Origin of the sequence: Paenibacillus graminis (genome assembly GCF_000758705.1) — a bacterium.
Lineage (GTDB): Bacteria > Bacillota > Bacilli > Paenibacillales > Paenibacillaceae > Paenibacillus_AQ > Paenibacillus_AQ graminis.
The window spans coordinates 4,913,191-4,932,129 of sequence record NZ_CP009287.1 but is presented as its reverse complement, the minus strand read 5'-3'; the positions used below and the strand labels follow the sequence as shown (position 1 = coordinate 4,932,129).

General features: G+C 53.8%; 20 protein-coding genes. 17 read left to right on the top strand and 3 right to left on the bottom strand.

What is annotated here, in order from left to right:
- The first annotated feature begins 7 nt into the window (after positions 1-7).
- The 4 genes from PGRAT_RS21240 to PGRAT_RS21225 all read left to right on the top strand — a co-directional run bounded on the left by PGRAT_RS21240 (position 8) and on the right by PGRAT_RS21225 (position 2,590).
- A complete protein-coding gene (locus PGRAT_RS21240; RefSeq protein WP_337588155.1) occupies positions 8-589 on the top strand; it encodes a TetR/AcrR family transcriptional regulator in 582 nt (193 codons plus the stop codon).
- 153 nt (positions 590-742) lie between these two features.
- Positions 743-1,405: a ribonuclease H gene (gene rnhA / locus PGRAT_RS21235; protein WP_025703849.1), complete on the top strand. Its 663-nt coding sequence runs from the start codon at positions 743-745 to the stop codon at positions 1,403-1,405.
- Positions 1,406-1,485: 80 nt separating this feature from the next.
- Positions 1,486-2,154: a uracil-DNA glycosylase gene (ung, locus tag PGRAT_RS21230; protein WP_025703848.1), complete on the top strand. Its 669-nt coding sequence runs from the start codon at positions 1,486-1,488 to the stop codon at positions 2,152-2,154.
- Positions 2,155-2,185: 31 nt separating this feature from the next.
- A complete protein-coding gene (locus PGRAT_RS21225) occupies positions 2,186-2,590 on the top strand; it encodes a hypothetical protein (RefSeq protein WP_025703847.1) in 405 nt (134 codons plus the stop codon).
- 90 nt (positions 2,591-2,680) lie between these two features.
- On the opposite strand, the gene PGRAT_RS21220 is transcribed toward PGRAT_RS21225, so the two are convergent.
- Entirely contained in the window at positions 2,681-3,781 is a 1,101-nt protein-coding gene (locus PGRAT_RS21220) for an AI-2E family transporter (protein ID WP_025703846.1), read from the bottom strand.
- Positions 3,782-3,944: 163 nt separating this feature from the next.
- On the opposite strand from PGRAT_RS21220, the gene PGRAT_RS21215 reads away from it, so the two are divergent.
- The gene (locus tag PGRAT_RS21215; RefSeq protein ID WP_042267189.1) at positions 3,945-4,418 is read left to right on the top strand and encodes a general stress protein; all 474 of its coding nucleotides are present in this window, start codon (positions 3,945-3,947) and stop codon (positions 4,416-4,418) included.
- Between the two features lie 18 nt (positions 4,419-4,436).
- Here the strand turns inward: PGRAT_RS21215 and PGRAT_RS21210 are convergent, their stop codons facing one another.
- Complete coding sequence (locus PGRAT_RS21210; protein WP_025702916.1) at positions 4,437-4,733, bottom strand: hypothetical protein; 297 nt, start codon at positions 4,731-4,733, stop codon at positions 4,437-4,439.
- Between the two features lie 406 nt (positions 4,734-5,139).
- On the opposite strand from PGRAT_RS21210, the gene PGRAT_RS21205 reads away from it, so the two are divergent.
- The 12 genes from PGRAT_RS21205 (at position 5,140) to PGRAT_RS21150 (ending at position 17,813) form a co-directional block, all read left to right on the top strand.
- On the top strand, positions 5,140-5,901 hold the full coding sequence (locus PGRAT_RS21205; protein ID WP_025702914.1) for a DeoR/GlpR family DNA-binding transcription regulator: 762 nt from the start codon (positions 5,140-5,142) through the stop codon (positions 5,899-5,901).
- A gap of 32 nt (positions 5,902-5,933) precedes the next feature.
- Positions 5,934-6,845: a 1-phosphofructokinase gene (gene pfkB / locus PGRAT_RS21200; protein WP_025702911.1), complete on the top strand. Its 912-nt coding sequence runs from the start codon at positions 5,934-5,936 to the stop codon at positions 6,843-6,845.
- Positions 6,846-6,884: 39 nt separating this feature from the next.
- Positions 6,885-8,816, top strand: coding sequence for a PTS fructose transporter subunit IIABC (locus PGRAT_RS21195; RefSeq protein WP_042267186.1), 1,932 nt, complete (start codon positions 6,885-6,887; stop codon positions 8,814-8,816).
- A gap of 602 nt (positions 8,817-9,418) precedes the next feature.
- Positions 9,419-10,264: an STM4015 family protein gene (locus tag PGRAT_RS21190; RefSeq protein ID WP_042267184.1), complete on the top strand. Its 846-nt coding sequence runs from the start codon at positions 9,419-9,421 to the stop codon at positions 10,262-10,264.
- Entirely contained in the window at positions 10,264-11,508 is a 1,245-nt protein-coding gene (locus PGRAT_RS21185) for an STM4014 family protein (RefSeq protein ID WP_042267182.1), read from the top strand. Before PGRAT_RS21190 ends, PGRAT_RS21185 begins: the two co-directional genes overlap by 1 nt.
- A complete protein-coding gene (locus PGRAT_RS21180; RefSeq protein WP_025706716.1) occupies positions 11,505-12,290 on the top strand; it encodes an STM4013/SEN3800 family hydrolase in 786 nt (261 codons plus the stop codon). The genes PGRAT_RS21185 and PGRAT_RS21180 overlap by 4 nt, the downstream gene beginning before the upstream one ends.
- A gap of 37 nt (positions 12,291-12,327) precedes the next feature.
- Positions 12,328-13,713 carry an STM4012 family radical SAM protein gene (locus PGRAT_RS21175; protein ID WP_025706715.1) on the top strand — a complete coding sequence of 462 codons (1,386 nt, stop codon included), beginning with the start codon at positions 12,328-12,330 and terminating at the stop codon, positions 13,711-13,713.
- Positions 13,710-14,582 carry an STM4011 family radical SAM protein gene (locus PGRAT_RS21170; protein WP_025706714.1) on the top strand — a complete coding sequence of 291 codons (873 nt, stop codon included), beginning with the start codon at positions 13,710-13,712 and terminating at the stop codon, positions 14,580-14,582. Before PGRAT_RS21175 ends, PGRAT_RS21170 begins: the two co-directional genes overlap by 4 nt.
- Positions 14,579-15,130, top strand: coding sequence for an adenylyl-sulfate kinase (gene cysC / locus PGRAT_RS21165; protein ID WP_025706713.1), 552 nt, complete (start codon positions 14,579-14,581; stop codon positions 15,128-15,130). Before PGRAT_RS21170 ends, cysC begins: the two co-directional genes overlap by 4 nt.
- A 148-nt stretch (positions 15,131-15,278) precedes the next feature.
- Positions 15,279-15,779 (top strand): Crp/Fnr family transcriptional regulator, encoded by a 501-nt coding sequence (locus tag PGRAT_RS21160; RefSeq protein WP_025706712.1) that lies wholly within the window; start codon positions 15,279-15,281, stop codon positions 15,777-15,779.
- A 341-nt stretch (positions 15,780-16,120) separates the two neighbouring features.
- On the top strand, positions 16,121-16,792 hold the full coding sequence (locus tag PGRAT_RS21155; RefSeq protein ID WP_025705283.1) for a YitT family protein: 672 nt from the start codon (positions 16,121-16,123) through the stop codon (positions 16,790-16,792).
- Positions 16,793-17,021: 229 nt separating this feature from the next.
- Positions 17,022-17,813 carry a TIGR00266 family protein gene (locus PGRAT_RS21150; RefSeq protein ID WP_025705282.1) on the top strand — a complete coding sequence of 264 codons (792 nt, stop codon included), beginning with the start codon at positions 17,022-17,024 and terminating at the stop codon, positions 17,811-17,813.
- A 251-nt stretch (positions 17,814-18,064) separates the two neighbouring features.
- On the opposite strand, the gene PGRAT_RS21145 is transcribed toward PGRAT_RS21150, so the two are convergent.
- Positions 18,065-18,889, bottom strand: a complete 825-nt coding sequence (locus tag PGRAT_RS21145; RefSeq protein WP_025705281.1) for an NAD(P)-dependent oxidoreductase — start codon at positions 18,887-18,889, stop codon at positions 18,065-18,067.
- Between the last annotated feature and the right edge of the window lie 50 nt (positions 18,890-18,939).

The following is an 18,939-nucleotide window of genomic DNA, read 5'->3' as shown; positions in this document are numbered from 1 at the left end:
AAGGAGCATGATGATGGCAAGAAGCAAAGAATTTGATGTCGACAACGTACTGGGCAAGGCGATGAATGTTTTTTGGCAGCAGGGCTATGAGAAAACCTCGATGCAGGATCTGGTGGCCGGTATGGGCATTCATAAGCGGAGCATGTACGATACTTTTGGTGATAAGCATACTTTATATATAAAATCCATCGAACGTTTTGCAGAGATGACCGCCAGTAGAATGGAAGGGCGCGTAGAAGGCGTGAAGTCCGCCAAAGAAGCCATCCGGCTGCTGTTCGAATCGGTTATCTATAAGCAGGAGACGGAGCCATCCGGCTGTCTGCTTGTGAACACTGCCGTTGAGCTGGCCAATCATGACCCGGAGGCCACCTCCAAGGTTAACGATGCATTTCTGAATACGGAGCGGCTGCTGGAACAATTGATCACCCGCGGGCAGGCGAGCGGAGAAATACCTGAACATCACCGGGCGGCTGACCTTGCGGCATTCCTGCATAATGCGCTGGTGGGACTCCGGGTCATGGTCAAAACCAGCCCGGACCCAGGCAAGCTGCAGAGGATTGCCGATATTACACTTGCGGTCCTGGACTAATTTCCATGGGTATATTATGAACCTGCAGCCGGGTTATTATCCGCTGAATATGCGGCGGCTGCGGGTTTCGTTATTTAGGACTTCAAACTCGCCGCCGTTTGGATTACAATATTCTTTTGACCCCGCAATTGCGGCTGGAAGGGGAAGATCACAATGGCTAAGCAGAAATATTATGTGGTCTGGGAAGGCAAGAAGCCCGGTGTATACGGAACATGGGCGGAATGCCAGGCACAGACGGATCATTATACGGGTGCAAAATATAAATCCTATGAATCCAGGGCTGCGGCAGATGCCGCCTACAAGGCTGGCTGGAAGGGCAACTGGGGAAGCGGCGCAGCAGCAACCGGAGCAGGCAAAAGCAAAGCGGCAAGCTCTTTTAAGCGCAGCGCACCCGCAGAAGCACCGGCAGAAATTGAGTATGACAGTATTTCCGTGGATGTGGGGACGCGGGGCAATCCCGGGCCTGTGGAATATAAGGGTGTGGATACGCAGACTGGTGACATTATTTTTTCCTGCGGGCCAATTTCAAAAGGCACCAATAATCTTGGCGAGTTCCTGGCGATCGTCCATGCGCTGGCCCTGCTGAAGAAAGAGGGCAGCAGCCGGACCATTTACAGCGATTCTGTGAATGCCATGAAATGGGTCAAGCAGAAGAAGGTAGCTACCACACTGCCGCGCGATGCTTCCACAGAGGAAATCTGGACGCTGATCGACCGTGCGGAGCGCTGGCTGCAGACAAATACATATACCAATAAGATCTTGAAGTGGCAAACCAGGGAATGGGGAGAGATCAAGGCGGATTACGGACGGAAATAATCTGCCCGGAGCCGGCTATATTTTGGGTAATAACAGGTAATGAATGAATAACACGCATGGGAGCGGAAGGAGAAAGGAAAATGTTCGGCAACGATTGGGATGAGATTCTGGAGGAAGAAACGCAGAAGCCCTATTTTCAGGAGCTGCGCTATGCGCTGGCACGGGAATACAAGCAATACACAGTCTATCCGCCCAAAGAGGAACTGTTCTCGGCGCTTAAGCTGACACCCTACAACAGAACAAGGGTAGTTATTCTGGGGCAGGACCCCTATCATGGAGCAGGACAGGCACATGGGCTCAGCTTTTCGGTCAAACCGGGAGTGCGGATACCGCCATCCCTGCGCAATATCTACACAGAGCTGCATGAAGACATGGGTGTTTCCGTTCCGGACCACGGCTCGCTGCTGCACTGGGCGGAGGAAGGGGTTCTGCTGCTGAATGCTGTGCTGACGGTCCGGGAAGGCCAGCCGAACTCCCATAAAGGGCTCGGTTGGGAGACTTTCACCGATGCGGTGATGGAGAAGCTGAATGAGCGGCAGGAGCCTCTGGTTTTTATCCTGTGGGGCAGCCATGCCCAGCAAAAAGGGGCATATATCGACCGGAGCCGCCACCTTGTGATCCAGTCTCCGCACCCCAGCCCATTCTCGGCGCATCGGGGATTTCTGGGCAGCCGGCCGTTCTCCCGGGCCAACCAGTATCTGGAGTCGCATGGCTTACAGGGAATAGATTGGTCCATACCGAATATATAGTCAGCTCAGATACAGCGAAGGGGGTGGGGCCATGAAGCATTGGGTAGGCAGGCCCGTTATTATGTACTGCGGCGAAGAGCCTTACACGATCATGAAGGGTGTTTTGCGCAAATGGGACCCGGCGGCTTCAGTGGCTGTGATTGGCCATCAGGAAATCGCGGTGCCTTTTCGTGACATTGTATTCATCAAGGCCCTGGCCCCCAAGGAGAGAGCCCTGGCCCCGACGCTTCATGCTGTCGGATACGTCATGAGAGAACGCCAGCAGTTCGACAATGCAGTCTATTTTAAGTCAGCGGTAACCGTCTGGAAGGGCGATCAGCTGATTGCATACAATACAACGATTGTTTCACATACCAAGGGTTCGGTTACGCTGAAGGATGGACAGAATCTGCTGAAAGGCAGCCATATCTTTGTAGTACGCTCCCTCCGGGGCTGAACGGTACCGGTACAAAAAAAGACGCAGGCTTCTCCGCTGGAGAGTCCTGCGTCTTTTTTGGCGATAATCTAAGCCTGACAGGTCTGTGGGTCAGAGCTGCTCTTCTTTGGCTACTACCACGTCTTCCACACGCTCAGCAATGATAATCTCATAGATCCGCAGAAAAATGATTTTGAGGATCATATACACCGGAAGTGCAATCAATACGCCGATGATGCCGTAGAAATCGCCCCCCACGAGTACGAGTACTACCGTAGTCAGCGGATGCACATCCAGGGATTTGCCGTATATAATTGGAGAAAGCACATTGTCCTGAATCTGCTGGGCGATGACGATGATCACCAGCGACCAGATAGCCATCGTAGGGGATTCAATGAAGCCCACGATCACAACGGGAACAGCCGCCAGCAGCGAGCCGACATACGGAATGAAATTAAGCGGGATAGAAATGATGGCAAGCATCAGTGAATAAGGCAGCCCGATAATCAGAAAACCCACATAGAGCATGGCCCCCAGCACCACGTTCAGCAGCACTCTTGTAACAATGAATCCGCTGAGCGCACTGTCGATATCCTGCAGCATGTCCTGTCCTTCCTTGCGGAACTTTCTTGGGACCAGGCTGAGCAGAATGGGGGAGAGCTTATGTCCATCCTTCAGCATGTAGTAGAGAATAATAGGCAGAGTAGCAATGACCACTACAATGCTTGATACCACGCCGATCAGGTTGGACATAGAATTGGTCACCCAGGTGATGACATCGCTCAAGTAACCCGATATCCGTGCTGACAGATCGGCATCCCCCTTGAAGAAGCGGGAAAAGTAAGGGTCGTTTTGCAGCTTGTTGAACTGATCCTGCATCCCCTGCACCAGATAAGGAGTATTGTCGATGAAATTCTGGATCTGCTCGCGCAGTGTCGGCCAGACCAGTACCCAGAAGAGTACAAACAGTCCTATGGACACGACATAGATGAGCAGAATTGACAGCATGCGGTTCAGCTTCCTGCTCTCCAGGAAATTGACGAGCGGACGCAACAAATAATACATAAAACCCGACAGCATCATCGGCACAAGCAGCAGATTGAAGATAGCTACCAATGGTGTGATCAGAAAAACGACTTTGGAGCCCAGATACAGAATCGTTAAAAAAGCGATAATGGCCAGACATGTCCTAAAATATTTGCTTTGCAGCATAGCAGCACCCCCTGATTTCTCAATTATAGCAATATGTATCGATTCTATCTTTATAACCGAATTCCGGAAGAATGATTCAGATATCGCTTGCCCGGAACTTAGGATTACTCTGGTTAGCGGCAGGAAGCTGAGGTTAATATCGCTTTAACAGGAGGAATGAGAGATGACGATACTGGTTATGGGGATTTTTGGACATCCGGGCGATGCTTCTCTGGCGATTGAGGCTGCCAAGGAACAGGGCATCAAGCCGAAGCAAATCTCGGTGGTGACGAAGCAAAAGAATACGCTGAATGTGATCAGCCACGATACGGGGATTGGCCGGACAGAATCCGGCGAGGGGAATGAAGGCTTGTTCGGAACCGCCAAAGCGCTGGGTGTCGGGCTGGAGATGCTGCCTGATACAGCGGTAGCCGCCGGTCCGGCAGCCCGGAAGCTGGCGGGAGCGGAACTGGATGGGGATGGACTTGCCGTCAGTCTGATCAGCATCGGAATTCCGCAGGAGGATGCGGAAGTCTACGCCCGCCATGCCGCCAAGGAACATATTATTGTCATTGTAACCCTGGAGGAGGAGCAGAACCAGCAAGCGGTAAGCACCTTATTTGAACAGCATCATGCCATTCCGCTAGGCTCTCCATGAGCACAGATGAATAGAAGGTCAACGCAGTGGACGGTTTTTACGTTTCGCTGCTTTTTTTTTTCTCGATTGTATGAACAGAATCGGATCTACGCCGGCCTGGCCTCCGGTTTCTTTGGTTACCTGCTTGGCTTTCACTAGAGATAAAAAGGCAAAGATGTCGCCCAGTGCTGTCAGTCCGGCTGCAATAATGGCGTAATCTTCGGCATCCAGCTCCTCGGTTTCGAGGGGGGCACCGTTGCCGTCCTTGCTACTCTTGCCGTTAGTGCGGCCATTCCCCGTATTACCGTATCCAAAGTTATTGTTGTTGTGGGCCATCTCCTGTTCACCTGCTTTTTCCCATATGTAATATAAAATATGTCAAACAGCGCCGGGAGGAATAGGCGAATGAGAGGATATTTCTGAATAGTGTTTTCCTATACTGCCGGCCGGGAAATTGAGCAAAAATAAGCGGAAATGAGCAGCATGGTATTTTTCGGGAAAAGTGTCAGTGTTCCTGACAAACAAAACCTTGGGGGCAGGGTATATTTGTGCGGCCTAAAGAGAAAATAAGCCAATGAAAAATCACTTTACACCAGATGTAAACGCTGTTACAATCATAAATGAGCATAAATGGTCAATAATGATCACGGAGTGAGCGTGATATTGATCATTTTGATCATCGATTCATAGATAGCAGAACCGTTGTTTTCCTATTCTGCGCTGTTCACAAGGAGTGGGCACCATGTTCGAAGAAGAACGCAAAAGAAGCATCGTCCAGTTTGTTGAAAGGCATACCCGGGCGTCCGTACAGGAGCTTAGCCAGGATCTGGGCGTGTCCGAATCCACCGTCCGCCGTGATTTGAAGGAGCTTGAAGAAGCGCGGCTGCTGAAACGCACGCACGGCGGAGCGGTTTCGCTGCAGAGTGTGAATTTTGAAGCGGCGTTTCCGGACAAAGCAGACCGGTTCCTTGAAGAGAAGCAGCGGATTGCCCGCAAGGCTGTAGAGATGATTCAGGAAGGCGACGCCATCCTCCTGGATGGAGGAACCACGACGCTGCAAATCGCCAGAGCATTGAAGACGTTCTCGAACCTTAAGGTCATTACCAATTCCATGATTGCGCTCAATGAGCTGAAGGATTGCCGCAACATCGAAGTTTCGATCACCGGAGGGATGCTGCGGCCGGATACGCTCGCTTTTGTCGGACCGATGACGGAGCGTTCGCTGGAAATGGTCCGGGTAGACAAAGCTTTTCTCGGGACGAACGGGCTGGATATGCATGAAGGCATCACCACGCCGAATATGCTGGAAGCCGCTACCAAACGCAAAATGATTTCCGTGGCCAAGCAGGCTATCCTGCTGGCTGACCACAGCAAGATTGGCCAGGTATCCTTTTGCAAAGTGGCTGACCTGCAGGAAATCGATCACTGCATTCTGGATACAGGGGCACCTGAAGGCTTCATTCGCGGGCTGGAAGGCCTGGAACTCGACTATACTTTAGTGTGAGGGCCGGAAAACCATAATAAAGAGGGATAACCATGATCTATACTGTGACGCTTAACCCTTCCATCGATTATATCGTGGAAGTTGAAGATTTGACGCTCGGCGGATTGAACCGGATGAAACGGGATCTCAAGCTTCCGGGCGGCAAAGGAATCAATGTCTCCCGTGTGCTGAACCAGCTTGGAGTGGGCAATACGGCAACCGGTTTTCTGGGGGGCTTTACGGGAAGATATATCGGGCAATGGCTGGGTGAAGAGCATATCTCCAGTGACTTCGTAACAGTAGCCGAGGACACCCGGATTAACATCAAGCTGAAGGCTGCTGAGGAAACAGAAATTAACGGGACCGGACCTGCGATCCGTGAGGAGGAGGCAGAGGCTTTACTGCTTAAGCTCGAAGCGCTGCAGGCCGGAGATATTCTGGTTTTGTCAGGAAGCGCTCCACCTTCGCTGGGAGGAAGTTTCTACAGCAGGCTGATTGCGGAATGCAAAAGCAAAAAGGCTGAGTTTGTAATCGACACAACAGGTCAGGCCTTGAAGGATGCGCTGGCGCAGGAGCCGCTGCTGGTAAAGCCCAATCATCATGAGCTGGCAGAATTGTTCGGCGTGAGCATCGGCTCCAGAGATGAGATTATTACCTACGGCCGCAGATTGCTGGAATCAGGTGCACGGAATGTTCTGGTGTCTATGGCAGGTGAGGGTGCGCTCTTCATTTCGGATCAAGGGGTGTACTTTGCCAATGCACCGAAGGGTAAGGTGAAGAACTCGGTAGGAGCGGGGGACTCCATGATTGCCGGATTCGTCGGCACGCTGTCTCTTACTGGAGATGTGCTGGAGGCCTTCCGGACAGGCGTGGCTTCAGGCAGCGCAACGGCCTTCTCGGATGATCTAGCGGACAGAGCGCTTATCGAGCAGCTTAAGACACAGATTCAGATTGAACAGCTATAAGTCAAGCAGCACACTTGTGATTAAAGGGAGTGGATTGTAATGAAAATTACAGATCTGATGGTAAAAGAAACGATGATCATGAACCTTCAGGCGGTGTCCAAGGAAGCGGCGATTGATGAACTGATCGCCAGCCTTGCGGCCAGCGGCCGGATTAATGATCCCGTTTTATTCAAGAAAAAAATTCTGGAGCGCGAAGCGCAGTCCAGTACCGGCATCGGCGGGGGAATCGCCATGCCGCATGCCAAAACCAGAGCTGTCAACGAACCAACCGTTGTATTTGCCAAAAGCGCGGCGGGCGTAGACTTTGCCTCTCTGGATGAAGAGCCTGCAAAGCTGTTCTTCATGATTGCCGCACCTGAGGGAGCGGGGAATATGCACATGCGCACATTGGCAGCATTGTCGAGGCTGCTCATTGAAAGCGAATTCATTGAAGCGTTGATGAATGCCCGGACACCGGATGAGGTAGCGGCTTTGTTCGATGCCAAACAGGCCGAAGCTGAAGCCGAGGCGAAGGCAGACGAAGCAGCCAGCACTGGCGGAACCAAACAGGGGGCACCTGAACGTATGATTGTGGGCAACCCGGCATCACAGAGCTTCGTTGTTGCCGTAACTGCTTGTCCTACAGGGATAGCCCATACCTTTATGGCGGAAGATGCGCTGAAGAAAAAAGCCAAGGAAATGGGCGTGAACATCCGCGTCGAGACCAATGGTTCGGAAGGCGCCCAGAATGTGCTGACCGCGGACGAGATCGCCCGGGCCAGCGGCGTGATCATCGCTGCCGATAAGAACGTGGAGATGGCCCGCTTCAACGGCAAGCCGGTGCTGCAAAGACCGGTAAGCGACGGCATCCGCAAGCCTGAAGAGCTGATAACCAAAGCGGTGAAAGGTGAAGCGCCTATCTACCGCAGCGAAGGACGCGGGGGCGATGAGGCTCCGGCAGCCAAATCGGGCAGCATCGGCAGCAGAATCTACAAGGATCTGATGAACGGCATCTCGCATATGCTGCCGTTCGTAGTCGGCGGCGGGATCTTGCTCGCGATCTCCTTCCTGATTGAACAGGTGGCAAGTGTTGATAATCCAATCGTCAAGCTGCTGCAGACCATTGGCGGCGGCGATGGCGCCTTCCATTTCCTGATCCCGATCCTGGCCGGCTTCATCGCGCTCAGCATTGGTGACCGTCCGGCCCTGATGCCGGGGATGGTCGGCGGCTACATGGCCCTCAATTCCAACGCCGGCTTCCTTGGCGGTCTGGCTGCCGGGTTCCTGGCCGGTTATGTGGTCATCCTGCTCCGCAAAACGTTTGCCGGACTGCCCAAAACGCTGGACGGACTGAAGCCGATCCTGCTCTATCCCGTATTCAGCCTGCTGATTACCGGCGGGATTATGTTCTACCTGTTCGATCCGGTGTTCAGCTGGATTAATGAAGGTCTGATCGACGGACTAAATCATCTGGGAACAGGCAATGCAGTTTTACTGGGACTGATTCTTGGAGGAATGATGGCTATTGATATGGGCGGGCCGTTCAACAAAGCCGCCTACACGTTTGCCATTGGCGTATTTACCTCCAGCGGCAACACCAACGGGCTGATGATGGCGGCAGTGATGGCCGGAGGGATGGTTCCTCCGCTGGCTATTGCACTGGCTACTACGTTCTTCAAGCATAAGTTCACCGAAACGGAACGCAAATCAGGCCTGACTAACTATGTGCTCGGATTGTCGTTTATTACCGAAGGGGCGATTCCCTTTGCCGCCGCAGACCCGCTGCGTGTCCTGACCTCCTGCATCATAGGATCAGCCGTTGCTGGCGGCCTGACCCAGCTGTGGAACCTCAACGTTCCCGCACCGCATGGCGGTATTTTCGTGGCTGCGCTCTCCAGCAATGCCTTGTTGTTTATCCTAGCCGTGCTGATCGGCTCTGTCATTTCCGGCTTGACGCTCGGCCTCTGGAAGAAGCCGCTCAAGACCGGCTGAGTATAATAGAATTTAAAGGGGCTGCCCAACGTCATCTTTATGCAGATTTTATTCTGCGGGTGAGGGCAGCCCTTTTGCATGTCTGAAAGGATTTATCGGCCCTTTCAAAGTATCTGAATCAGCCTCCATATCCATATAAAAGCCCCGCTTAGTAGGGTTATTTTATGGATAAGGAGTGAGGCGCTCCGCTTGAGGTGTAAGAGCAAAAGCGAAAATGCCGTTTTTGGGCGATCCCGTGGCCAGCCAAGTGGAAAAAGGAAACTTAAATTCCTCAGAAATCAACTACTGCGAGGATTAAGTGGAAAAAGGGAACTGGATTCACCGATATTTCCTTATGTGGATCGAAATAGGCTGAATTAGTGCGCCTTTTTCCACTTAGCTTGCCGAGTTGCTGATACTTAAACAAATTAGTGATATTTTTCCACCTAACCAGCTGACGAAGCCGGTTAACAGATGCTCTTTTCACTGAAAAGCTACTTAACAACCAGTGTCTCCCGGTTTGACAGAGTGGACATCACCGTCAGCACATGGATTCATTTGACCAACCCTCCCCGAAGATGTTAGGGTAATTTATAGCCAAAATTTGCCGGGAGGGATTACTCATGTCAGAAGTTAAACTTACGGTTGGGTACGATGAATTTGAAGATGGCCAGCGGATAGGAGCAGCGATTGAAAGCTTAAGCGCAAGTCCCGAAGCCGCATCGCTGAACAGTCTTGTTATCGGAGACTGGGGGCAGGCTTATGAGAACAGCTCGGAGGACGTTGTAGAAGCGCTCGTAAAACACAGCGCAAGCTTCCCGGCCCTCCGCAAGCTGTTCATCGGCGAGATGGGGTATGAGGAGTGTGAGATTTCGTGGATTACGCAAAGTGATCTTTCTCCGCTGCTGCCGGCTTTCCCGGAGCTTCAATCGCTGACGATTCAGGGCGGGAACGATCTGAGCCTGAGTAAGCTGCAGCATGACAAGCTGGAAGAGCTAATTATTATTACCGGCGGTCTGGGCAAGGGCGTTCTGGCCCAAATCGCGGCTGCTGAGCTCCCGAATCTGCGCAAGCTGGAGCTATACCTGGGTGTCGATAATTATGGTTTTGACGGCAGCCTTGAAGATATTATTCCGCTTATGGAGCCGGGTAAATTTCCAAAGCTTACATACCTTGGCCTGAAAAACAGCGAAATCCAGGATGAAATCGCCATAGCGGTTGCAGATGCCCCAATCCTGGACCAGCTGGATACACTTGACCTGTCTCTGGGAACGCTTAGTGACAAAGGTGCGGAGGTGCTTTTGGCCAGCGAACGGATCAAAGGCTTGAAGGCGCTGAACCTGAGCCATCATTATATGTCTGAAGAGATGCTTGCCCGCTGGCAGCGCAGCGGCTTGCCAGCGGATGTCAGCGACCGCCAGACCAGCGATGATGACGAAGACTGGCGGTATCCTTCCATCACAGAGTGATGAAGAAGACGCGGCCGCTGATCGTCATCGGCATCCCCGGTGACAAGCGGACTGGCGGAATTCAACAGGCGAGAAGCCGTCTGGGGCTGCCGCCGGCCATTATTTTACCGTATACTGGCCTGCTGGCTGGCCAAACGCTGGCCGGCCTCCTGGCAGCAGAGGGCTGCCTGGATCTTGCAAACGGACCAGCCCCCGGCACTCCCGCGCCGCTGCTCCGGCTGGACTCGCCAGGTGGCAGCTTTGAGGTGGAGCGGGCCTTAATTATGCTGGGTGCGCCGGATGCCGGTGCCTCCAGCGATGCCCTGCATCCCTTCGGGCAGAAGCCTGATCCTTATCCGCTAAGCTGTAGAACCGCCGGAAAGCTTCGGGACATGCCCGGTGTGCTGCATCATCCTTCCCAGTGGTTTCGCGGCTATTGCCGCCTGCTGGCCAGGCTTCGGGAGGAAGCGGCCCTCCTTCTGCCGGATTCCCGGTGGCTGAATGATCCGCAGGATATCGCGGATATGACCGACAAGCGGCGTACGCAGCAGCTTCTGGCCGCTGCGGATGTCAGAATCCCGCGTCCGCTCAGCGCAGAGCAGGCACTTGAGGACTACAGCTCCATCCGTGAACAGATGATCCGGCAGCGCATGCACCGGGTTTTTATTAAGCTGGCCTGCGGGTCTGCTGCTTCCGGTGTCATTGCCTACCAGGTGAACCCGTCTACAGGGGCGGAGATTGCGGTGACCACCGTAGGGGTAGAGAATTATATTACCCGTCCCCCTGTTTATTATAATTCCGGCAAGCTGCGGCGTTATACCGACAGCCGCACGATTGCCGGATTGATCAATTGGCTATGCCGCCACGGGGCTTATGCTGAGCAGTGGATTCCCAAATCCGGTGCAGGAGGGACTTCGCTTGACATCCGCCAGCTGGTGGTACTGGGCGAAGCCTGCCACTCCATTGCCCGGGTAAGCACCACGCCGATCACCAACCTTCATCTGCGCAGCCGCCGGATGTCCCCGGAAGCGGCGGGACTTTCCGGGGAGACTCAGGAACAGGTCAGGAATACTGCAGTCCATGCGCTGGCGGCTTTTCCGGGATCAAGTGTTGCAGGGATAGATGTGCTGGTATCCGCCGGCTCTCAACTAACCTATGCCGCAGATGTCAATCCTTTTGGCGACTTGCTCTATGACGTAGAGTATCAGGGATTCGGCACTTATGAATGGGAAATGAAGCAGCTCATAAAGGAAGGACACTTATGACAGACATGAATGCTGTTATCGGCAGCCACGATCTGCTGATGATCACACTCGACACCCTGCGCTATGACGCAGCGGTTCTGGAGGAAGCGAACTGCCCCAATCTGTGCGGGACCGGTTCCTGGGAAAAAAGGCATACCCCCGGGAGCTTCACCTATGCCGCGCATCATGCCTTTTTCGGCGGTTTTCTGCCTACCCCGGCTACCACGGACAAATCCCGGCATGTGAGGCTGTTCCACTCGCGGAATACCGGCATGAAGACCCACCCCCACACCTGGCTGTTTGATACGCCGGATGTTGTGTCAGGGCTTGCCGCCGAAGGCTATCGGACCCTTTGTATAGGGGGAGTGATTTTTTTTAGCAAAAAAGTACCGCTCGCCCGGGTCCTGCCGGGCTATTTCCAGCACAGCTACTGGCGGATGACGTTCGGGGTCACGAACCCCCGGTCCACAGAACATCAGGTGAACCATGCCCTGAAGCTGCTGAAGGACACCCCGCTGGATCAGAGGCTGTTCCTGTTTCTGAATGTCTCGGCGATCCACGGGCCGAATCACTATTTTGTACCGGGTGCCCGCAAAGATTCCATAGACACCCAGCGCGCTGCGCTGCGCTATGTGGACGGCGAACTGGGCCGGCTGTTCGATGCATTTCGTGAACGCGGCAATCCGGTCTTTTGCCTGGCTTTTTCAGATCATGGCGAGGCTTTCGGCGAAGAGGGCTACCATGGACACAGGCTGGCGCATGAAACCGTGTGGAATGTCCCTTACCGGGAGTTTTTCCTATAGCCCAGCACCGGATTTTACCCGAAAGGATGGAGACCGTATGACGTCAACACAGCCTCCCCTGCATCTCCGCGATGACGGAAGAACACCATTCCCTTCGGAGGACGTTACGCAGTGGAGAGAACGCATTACCGCTGAGGCTTACCGAAATTATCTATATTCCTATCCGCACAAAACCGCTTACCGCGACCTAAATCCGCCGGTTCCGCTGGAGCCGCTCTGGCGGGAGGAGCCTGCGGAGAGCTTTTTTCTCTATATGCATATTCCCTTCTGCGGCGCGCGCTGCGGCTTCTGCAACCTGTTCACCCTGCCTGACAAGCGGGCCGAGGTGCATACCGTGTATGTAAATGCCCTGGAGCGCCAGGCCAGGCAGTGGGCGGCATTCACCGGCAGCAAGCCGTTCGCAAGGTTCGCTATAGGGGGCGGCACCCCCAGCCTGCTTGCCCCTGCACAGCTCCGCCGGCTGTTCGGGATTGCTGAGGATATTATGGGCCTGGACGCTGCCACAGCCTCTATCTCGGTAGAAACGTCTCCGGAGACGCTAACGGAAGAGAAGCTGAATATCCTGAAGGAACATACCGTCGACCGGGTCAGCATGGGCATTCAGAGCTTTGTCGCTGCGGAGTCGGCCGCCATATACCGCCCGCAGAATCCGGATGTGGTATACCGGGCGCTGGAGCTGCTGAAACAGTATGATTTTCCAATTCTGAATCTGGATCTGATCTACGGCCTCCCGGGCCAGACTGTGGAATCCTGGCTGTTTTCCCTGCAGCAGGCGGTCAACCAAGGGCCGGAGGAAATTTTCATTTATCCGTTATATACGCGCCACCACACAATCGTGAAGCCAGAGGATATTCAGCGCCAGCCGGACATCCGCCATGAATGTTATCAGGCAGCGCAGCTGCTTTTGACGGGGCATGGCTACACCCAATATTCCATGCGCCGTTTTGCCAAGGAAACCGCCGGAACGCACAAACCCATTCTGGATTACAGCTGCCAGGAGGAAGGAATGGTGGGCTTGGGCTGCGGAGCCAGATCCTATACCCGGAATGTACATTATGCGTCCCGTTACGGGGTCAGCCGCAAGGCTACGGAGAGTATTATCGCCGATTATGTTTCGGCTGAACGCTATGACACTGCAGACTACGGCATTATGCTGAGCCTTGAAGAGCAGAAGCGGCGGTTTATTCTGAAGGCGGTTCTGCACAGCGAAGGACTGAAGCTGGCGGACTACAGCGGGCGGTTTGCCTCTTCTCTGTGGAGGGATTACCCGGAGCTGGGGCTGCTGCTGCAAAGCGGCCTGGGCAGGGAAGAGGACGGCATACTGCGCCTGACCCCGGAAGGCCTCGGCTACTCCGATTCAATCGGCGACTGGTTTATTTCAGGCGAGATCCGGAAGCAGATGGAAAGGTTTGTTTTGCCATGAAGGCTGTTCTTTACTACCGGGGTGCCCTTACCTCCTGCAACTATGATTGCCCTTATTGTCCCTTTGGCAAGACTAGAGACAGTGCGGAGCGCCTCGCCAAGGACCGGGCGGAGCTGGAGACGTTTGTCCGCTGGGTTTCCGACCAGGGAGCCGGAGGGCACCGCCTGTCTATTTTCTTCAATCCCTACGGCGAGGCACTGATTCACCGCTGGTACAGAGAAGCTATGATTACACTGTCCAATCTGGACCATGTAGACAAGGTGGCCATCCAGACCAATCTGTCGGCGGGGCTTGATTTCACTGCCAGGCTGAACCCGCACAAGGCCGCCTTCTGGGCAACCTATCATCCGGGCCAGGTAGCGGAGCAGCGGTTTCTTGCTCAATGTATGGCTGTATATGAACAGGGGATTCCTTTCAGTGTGGGCAGCGTCGGGATTAGAAGCAGCTTTGAGGCGATTGCTTCCCTTCGTGCGGCTCTGCCGGAAGAGGTCTATTTGTGGGTGAATGCCTACAAGGATAAGCCCAATTACTATACCGGGGAGGATATAGCCTTCTTAAGCGGAATAGATCCTCATTTCGTGCTCAATACCCGGGACTACGAAAGTTTAGGCAAAGCCTGCAATGCTGGCAGCAATGTTTTCTATGTGCAAGGTCCCGGCCAGGTCAAACGCTGTTATAAGGACAGGGGAGTTATCGGCAATCTATACCGGGACGGGCTGGAAGGCTTATCGGTGGAACGTAGCTGCCGGATGATGGTCTGTGACTGCTATATCGGCTATATCCATATGCCTGAACTGAAGCTGCAGCAAGTGTATGGAGCCGGGCTGCTGGAACGGATCCCCTACGGGGTACGGGAGGGAAGAGAATGAGTGTCCAACGGGGAATTACCCTATGGCTTACCGGGCTGTCCGGGGCCGGCAAATCTACGGTTGCGGCGCTGATTACAGACAGGCTGCGGGCAGCCGGGCAGGCCGTGGAATGGCTGGATGGGGATGAGCTGCGGCGCAGCATCGGACACGGGCTCGGATTCAGCCGGGAGGACCGCTTCGAGAACATCCGCCGGGCTGTCTATGTTGCGGAACTGCTGAACCGGCATGGTGTGATAACGGTGATTTCGCTGATCAGTCCTTATGCAGAAATGCGCAGCTATGCCCGGCAGCAGCTGCATGAGTTCGTAGAAGTGTATGTGAATTGTCCGCTGGAGATTTGCGAAGCACGGGATGTCAAAGGCCTGTATGCCAAAGCCCGATGTGGCGGGCTTCCCTCTTTTACCGGCATTTCCGATCCTTATGAAGTCCCTGCAAGCCCTGAACTTACGCTGTACACGGCAAAACATCCGCCGGAAGATTGTGCTGATGAACTGCTGGCTTGGCTGGAGAACCGGTACAGCGCTTTATTGAGTCGGACAGGCAACTAATAAAAGGGCAGGAGTGAAGTTCGGCTTAATAAAGTCTAATTCCTGGTAAAATTGGCCAAATCGTACTCTGCCTGCATTTTGGTACAGGGTTTCTTTACATTTTGTAGAATAGAGTAATACATACTGAGAATATAAAGGAGAGAGCGGGATGATTTTGCACAAAGGAGAGGTCCTGTTCCGCCAGGGGGATGCCTGCCAGAATCTGTTTCAGGTGAAGAGCGGACTCTTCAAGGTAACCCGGCTGCATGAGAATGGGAACATGGTGCTGTTCAATCTCTTGTACCCCGGGGAGACCGTCCCCCATCATTCACTCATTTCACCGAAGGAGGCGCATGGAACGGCTGTAGCGATGATGAAAAGTGAAGTGGAGCTTGTCCCGGCAGCGGAATGGTACCGTGAGCTGCGCGAAGATCCGGATAAAGTGATGGAGATCGCCTTGCTGCTTCAAGAGAAGGTGCGTTTCATGCAGACCCGCCTGGACCATCTTACAGTGGGCACTCCCGGAGAGCGGCTGGATCTGCTGAAACGCTGGCTTCTTGAATATTCCCATGGCGCAGAGCTGACGGATTTATTGACACAGGAGGAGATCGGACAGCTGATTGGCGTGCGGCGGGAGACGGTCAACCGTCTGCTGCGCAATCCGGGTTGACAGAGATTTTACAGTGTTCTTTATGCTTTTTAATGGAAAAGTGTTTAGAGAGTCACTTCTGCGTGGTATAATCTATTCAGAACACATCAAATTAGAGAAAGGATCAGGATACCATGTGTCCCCGAAGGACGATTCCCCAAAGGACGATTTGGAAACGTTATGATCTGTCTTATACTTAGCTTCCCTGTAGAAAGTGCGCGAACCGTTGTTCATTGACGTTAGCCGCCTCTGCGAGGGAAGGGAGTATCATTGTATGCGAAGGAGTAACACTTCCTCCGGTCAGACCCGTCGTAGAGGCTTGGCAAACGTCTAGCCGCTATATACGATAAGGGGAGACCTGTATGAGGAAACAAGACAGTGGCATGGGAATGCCGCTACGACTCACAGTCATATTGTCCGGAACATTGCTGCTTGCATTTACTTATTATCACATTAATTATCAGAATCATTTGACCGAGGGCGGATTTGTAGGCTTGTCGCTGCTCGGCAAATATGTGCTGGGCATTTCGCCTTCTTTATCTATTCTAATCTTAGACATACCAGTACTCTTAATTGCGATGATCTTCAAAGGAAGAGCGTTCGTACTGAACACCTTCATCTCCGTAGGAGCCTTCACGGTATTCTACAGTCTGATGGAGCGTTATTCCGGATGGGTGATCAATCTGCAGGATAACCTGCCGCTCGCGGCGTTGTTGTCCGGTGTACTGACAGGTCTAGGAGCGGGAATGGTCCTGCGCGGCGGCGGGGCAAGCGGCGGTGACGACATTTTGTCGCTGCTGATCAGTGAATGGAAGGGGATTAAGGTAGGAACCGTATTTATCCTGATGGATGTAATCGTTCTGGCATTATCGCTTTTCTACATGCCTCTCAAGGAAACGCTGTACACAGTAATCGCAGTAGTCGTAGCCGGCTACGTTATTACGTTTACAACCTCACTTGGCAGACCTAAGCTGAGCAAAGCACCCACCATTCAGCCCACACTTAGCAAGCCGCACGATGGTACCGTAATGTGACAATTTCAGAATCAGCCCCTGTTTCAGGGATAAGCGAAAAGGTCAGCCAAATGAACAACAGGCTGGCCTTTTTTGTATCAGATTTTGGTGGGGGAATATTTTTGGACTCATCCTGAAACCAGCAAAGAATGGGGCGCGTATATATCTCAGCCATACATTCATAGGGTTACATAGTAAAATGAGAATAAGCTGATGAAGCACTGACACCAAAAATTTAGGAGGAATACTATTGAGCGCACATGAGATTGATTATGTGATTATGGGAGAGGAAATTCAGTGTGTTGAGGTCCAGCTTGATCCAGGCGAGAGCGTGATTGCCGAGGCGGGCAGCTTCATGATGATGGACCCGGAGATTACCATGGAGACAATCTTCGGCGACGGCACCGGCTCACGCGGAGGCGGGCTGATGGGCAAGCTGATGGGCGCGGGCAAACGCCTGCTGACCGGTGAAAGCTTGTTCATGACAATCTTCACGCACAGCGGAGCCTACGGCCGTAAAAGTGTAACCTTTGCCGCCCCGTATCCGGGCAAAATCATTCCCCTGGATCTTCAGCAGCACGGCGGCAAAATCATCTGCCAGAAGGATTCTTTTCTCTGTGCAGCCAAGGGCGTCTCGATCGGGATTGAATTCCAGCGCAAGCTGGGCGCGGGCTTCTTCGGCGGTGAAGGCTTCATTATGCAAAAGCTTGAAGGGGACGGACTTTCCTTCGTCCACTCGGGCGGCTATGTCATGGAGCGTACCTTGCAGGCAGGCGAGACGATTAAGCTCGATACCGGCTGTCTCGTGGCGATGACCTCTTCGGTCGATTACAACATTGAGTTTGTAAAAGGCGTAAAAACCGCGCTGTTCGGCGGCGAGGGCCTGTTCTTCGCCACCTTGCGCGGGCCGGGCAAGGTATGGGTGCAGTCACTGCCGTTCAGCCGGATGGCAGACCGTATTCTGTCGGCTGCGGGCAACTCCGGCCGCAAGGAAGAAGGCAGCATCCTCGGCGGCCTCGGCAATCTGCTGGACGGCAGATAAAGCTTTGCACCTAGTGGAGCATCCGGCCCTGTTACCGGACTGCTTGGCGTGACGCTGACACGTTCCGATCTGCACCTTATAAGCCTGGCTTGGGAATAGGGAGGTACAAGGAACCCTCACCTTTTGAGGGTTGCTCGTCCCTTCCATTTTCCAAAGGATGGTTTGATTTTGTTTTACAAAGAAGGGGTTGTCCCTCAGGTCACGTTCGTGACCTTGGGACAGCCCCTTCTTATTTTGCGAATCGGCTCAATTTATTGTCTGCTCCGATCTCCGCCCTCCAGCATATCAAGCAGCTGACCGGCGAGCGGAGCGGGGAAATGCGCGTTTTGCGCCGCCGCCAGAAAGAGGCCGACATCCTTCTGCGGAATTTTGCTTTCGGAGAGATTTGCTGTCTTCTCGGCGATCATTTTACCGTAGGATTGATAGATGGGGGCGGGAAACAGCGTGCTCGTAAGCATCTCGGCCACCGCTTTGGGATCGGCTCCGCCGCGCTCGGCCATGCCTAGTGCTTCCTCCAGCGAGCGTCCGGCGGAGACGATGAGGAAGTTACCGATCAGCTTGACGAGCACGGCCGTCCCTGCTTCTTCACCGAAGTCAAAGATCCCTTTGGCTCCCATCGCCTCCAGCACTGGCCGCACCCGCTCCTTCGCTTCCTGCGGACCCGCTACGGGAATCCACAGCTGCTTGGCAGCGGCCGCCTCGGGCCGCCCGAAGACGGGCGCCTCGACATAGACGGAGCCATGCCGCGCGTGCAAGTCCGCCAGCTTCCTGCCCGTATCCGGCGACACCGTGCTCATCGATACGTGAATGCCGCCTGGTCCGAGCCGCTCCAGGAAATCCTCGCTTCCGACGATGCTTTCCAGTGCTTCATCGTCCCACACCAGGGTAACGACAATGCCTCCGGCCGTCACGGTGTCGGCGGGACGGGCTGCCTGCAACGCGCCCTGGGCCACGAGCGGCTTCGCTTTGTCCGCGGTGCGGTTGTATACGGTCAGCGCATACCGCGCTTGCAGCAGATTAGCTGCGATGGGCAGCCCGAGCAGACCGAGTCCGATAAATCCAATGTTTTCGCTCATGAATATAATTCCTCCTTCGAAATTTTAGAAACATAACGTTAACGTCATGT

Coding starts and splice junctions, on each gene's coding strand:
- PGRAT_RS21195 (WP_042267186.1), top strand. CDS start 6,885: ATGAAAATTACAGATCTGATGGTAAAAGAAACGATGATCATGAACCTT.
- PGRAT_RS21155 (WP_025705283.1), top strand. CDS start 16,121: ATGAGGAAACAAGACAGTGGCATGGGAATGCCGCTACGACTCACAGTC.
- PGRAT_RS21190 (WP_042267184.1), top strand. CDS start 9,419: ATGTCAGAAGTTAAACTTACGGTTGGGTACGATGAATTTGAAGATGGC.
- PGRAT_RS21160 (WP_025706712.1), top strand. CDS start 15,279: ATGATTTTGCACAAAGGAGAGGTCCTGTTCCGCCAGGGGGATGCCTGC.
- PGRAT_RS21170 (WP_025706714.1), top strand. CDS start 13,710: ATGAAGGCTGTTCTTTACTACCGGGGTGCCCTTACCTCCTGCAACTAT.
- rnhA (WP_025703849.1), top strand. CDS start 743: ATGGCTAAGCAGAAATATTATGTGGTCTGGGAAGGCAAGAAGCCCGGT.
- PGRAT_RS21215 (WP_042267189.1), top strand. CDS start 3,945: ATGACGATACTGGTTATGGGGATTTTTGGACATCCGGGCGATGCTTCT.
- PGRAT_RS21225 (WP_025703847.1), top strand. CDS start 2,186: ATGAAGCATTGGGTAGGCAGGCCCGTTATTATGTACTGCGGCGAAGAG.
- PGRAT_RS21185 (WP_042267182.1), top strand. CDS start 10,264: ATGAAGAAGACGCGGCCGCTGATCGTCATCGGCATCCCCGGTGACAAG.
- pfkB (WP_025702911.1), top strand. CDS start 5,934: ATGATCTATACTGTGACGCTTAACCCTTCCATCGATTATATCGTGGAA.
- PGRAT_RS21240 (WP_337588155.1), top strand. CDS start 8: ATGATGATGGCAAGAAGCAAAGAATTTGATGTCGACAACGTACTGGGC.
- PGRAT_RS21210 (WP_025702916.1), bottom strand. CDS start 4,733: ATGGCCCACAACAACAATAACTTTGGATACGGTAATACGGGGAATGGC.
- ung (WP_025703848.1), top strand. CDS start 1,486: ATGTTCGGCAACGATTGGGATGAGATTCTGGAGGAAGAAACGCAGAAG.
- PGRAT_RS21180 (WP_025706716.1), top strand. CDS start 11,505: ATGACAGACATGAATGCTGTTATCGGCAGCCACGATCTGCTGATGATC.
- PGRAT_RS21145 (WP_025705281.1), bottom strand. CDS start 18,889: ATGAGCGAAAACATTGGATTTATCGGACTCGGTCTGCTCGGGCTGCCC.
- cysC (WP_025706713.1), top strand. CDS start 14,579: ATGAGTGTCCAACGGGGAATTACCCTATGGCTTACCGGGCTGTCCGGG.
- PGRAT_RS21220 (WP_025703846.1), bottom strand. CDS start 3,781: ATGCTGCAAAGCAAATATTTTAGGACATGTCTGGCCATTATCGCTTTT.
- PGRAT_RS21175 (WP_025706715.1), top strand. CDS start 12,328: ATGACGTCAACACAGCCTCCCCTGCATCTCCGCGATGACGGAAGAACA.
- PGRAT_RS21205 (WP_025702914.1), top strand. CDS start 5,140: ATGTTCGAAGAAGAACGCAAAAGAAGCATCGTCCAGTTTGTTGAAAGG.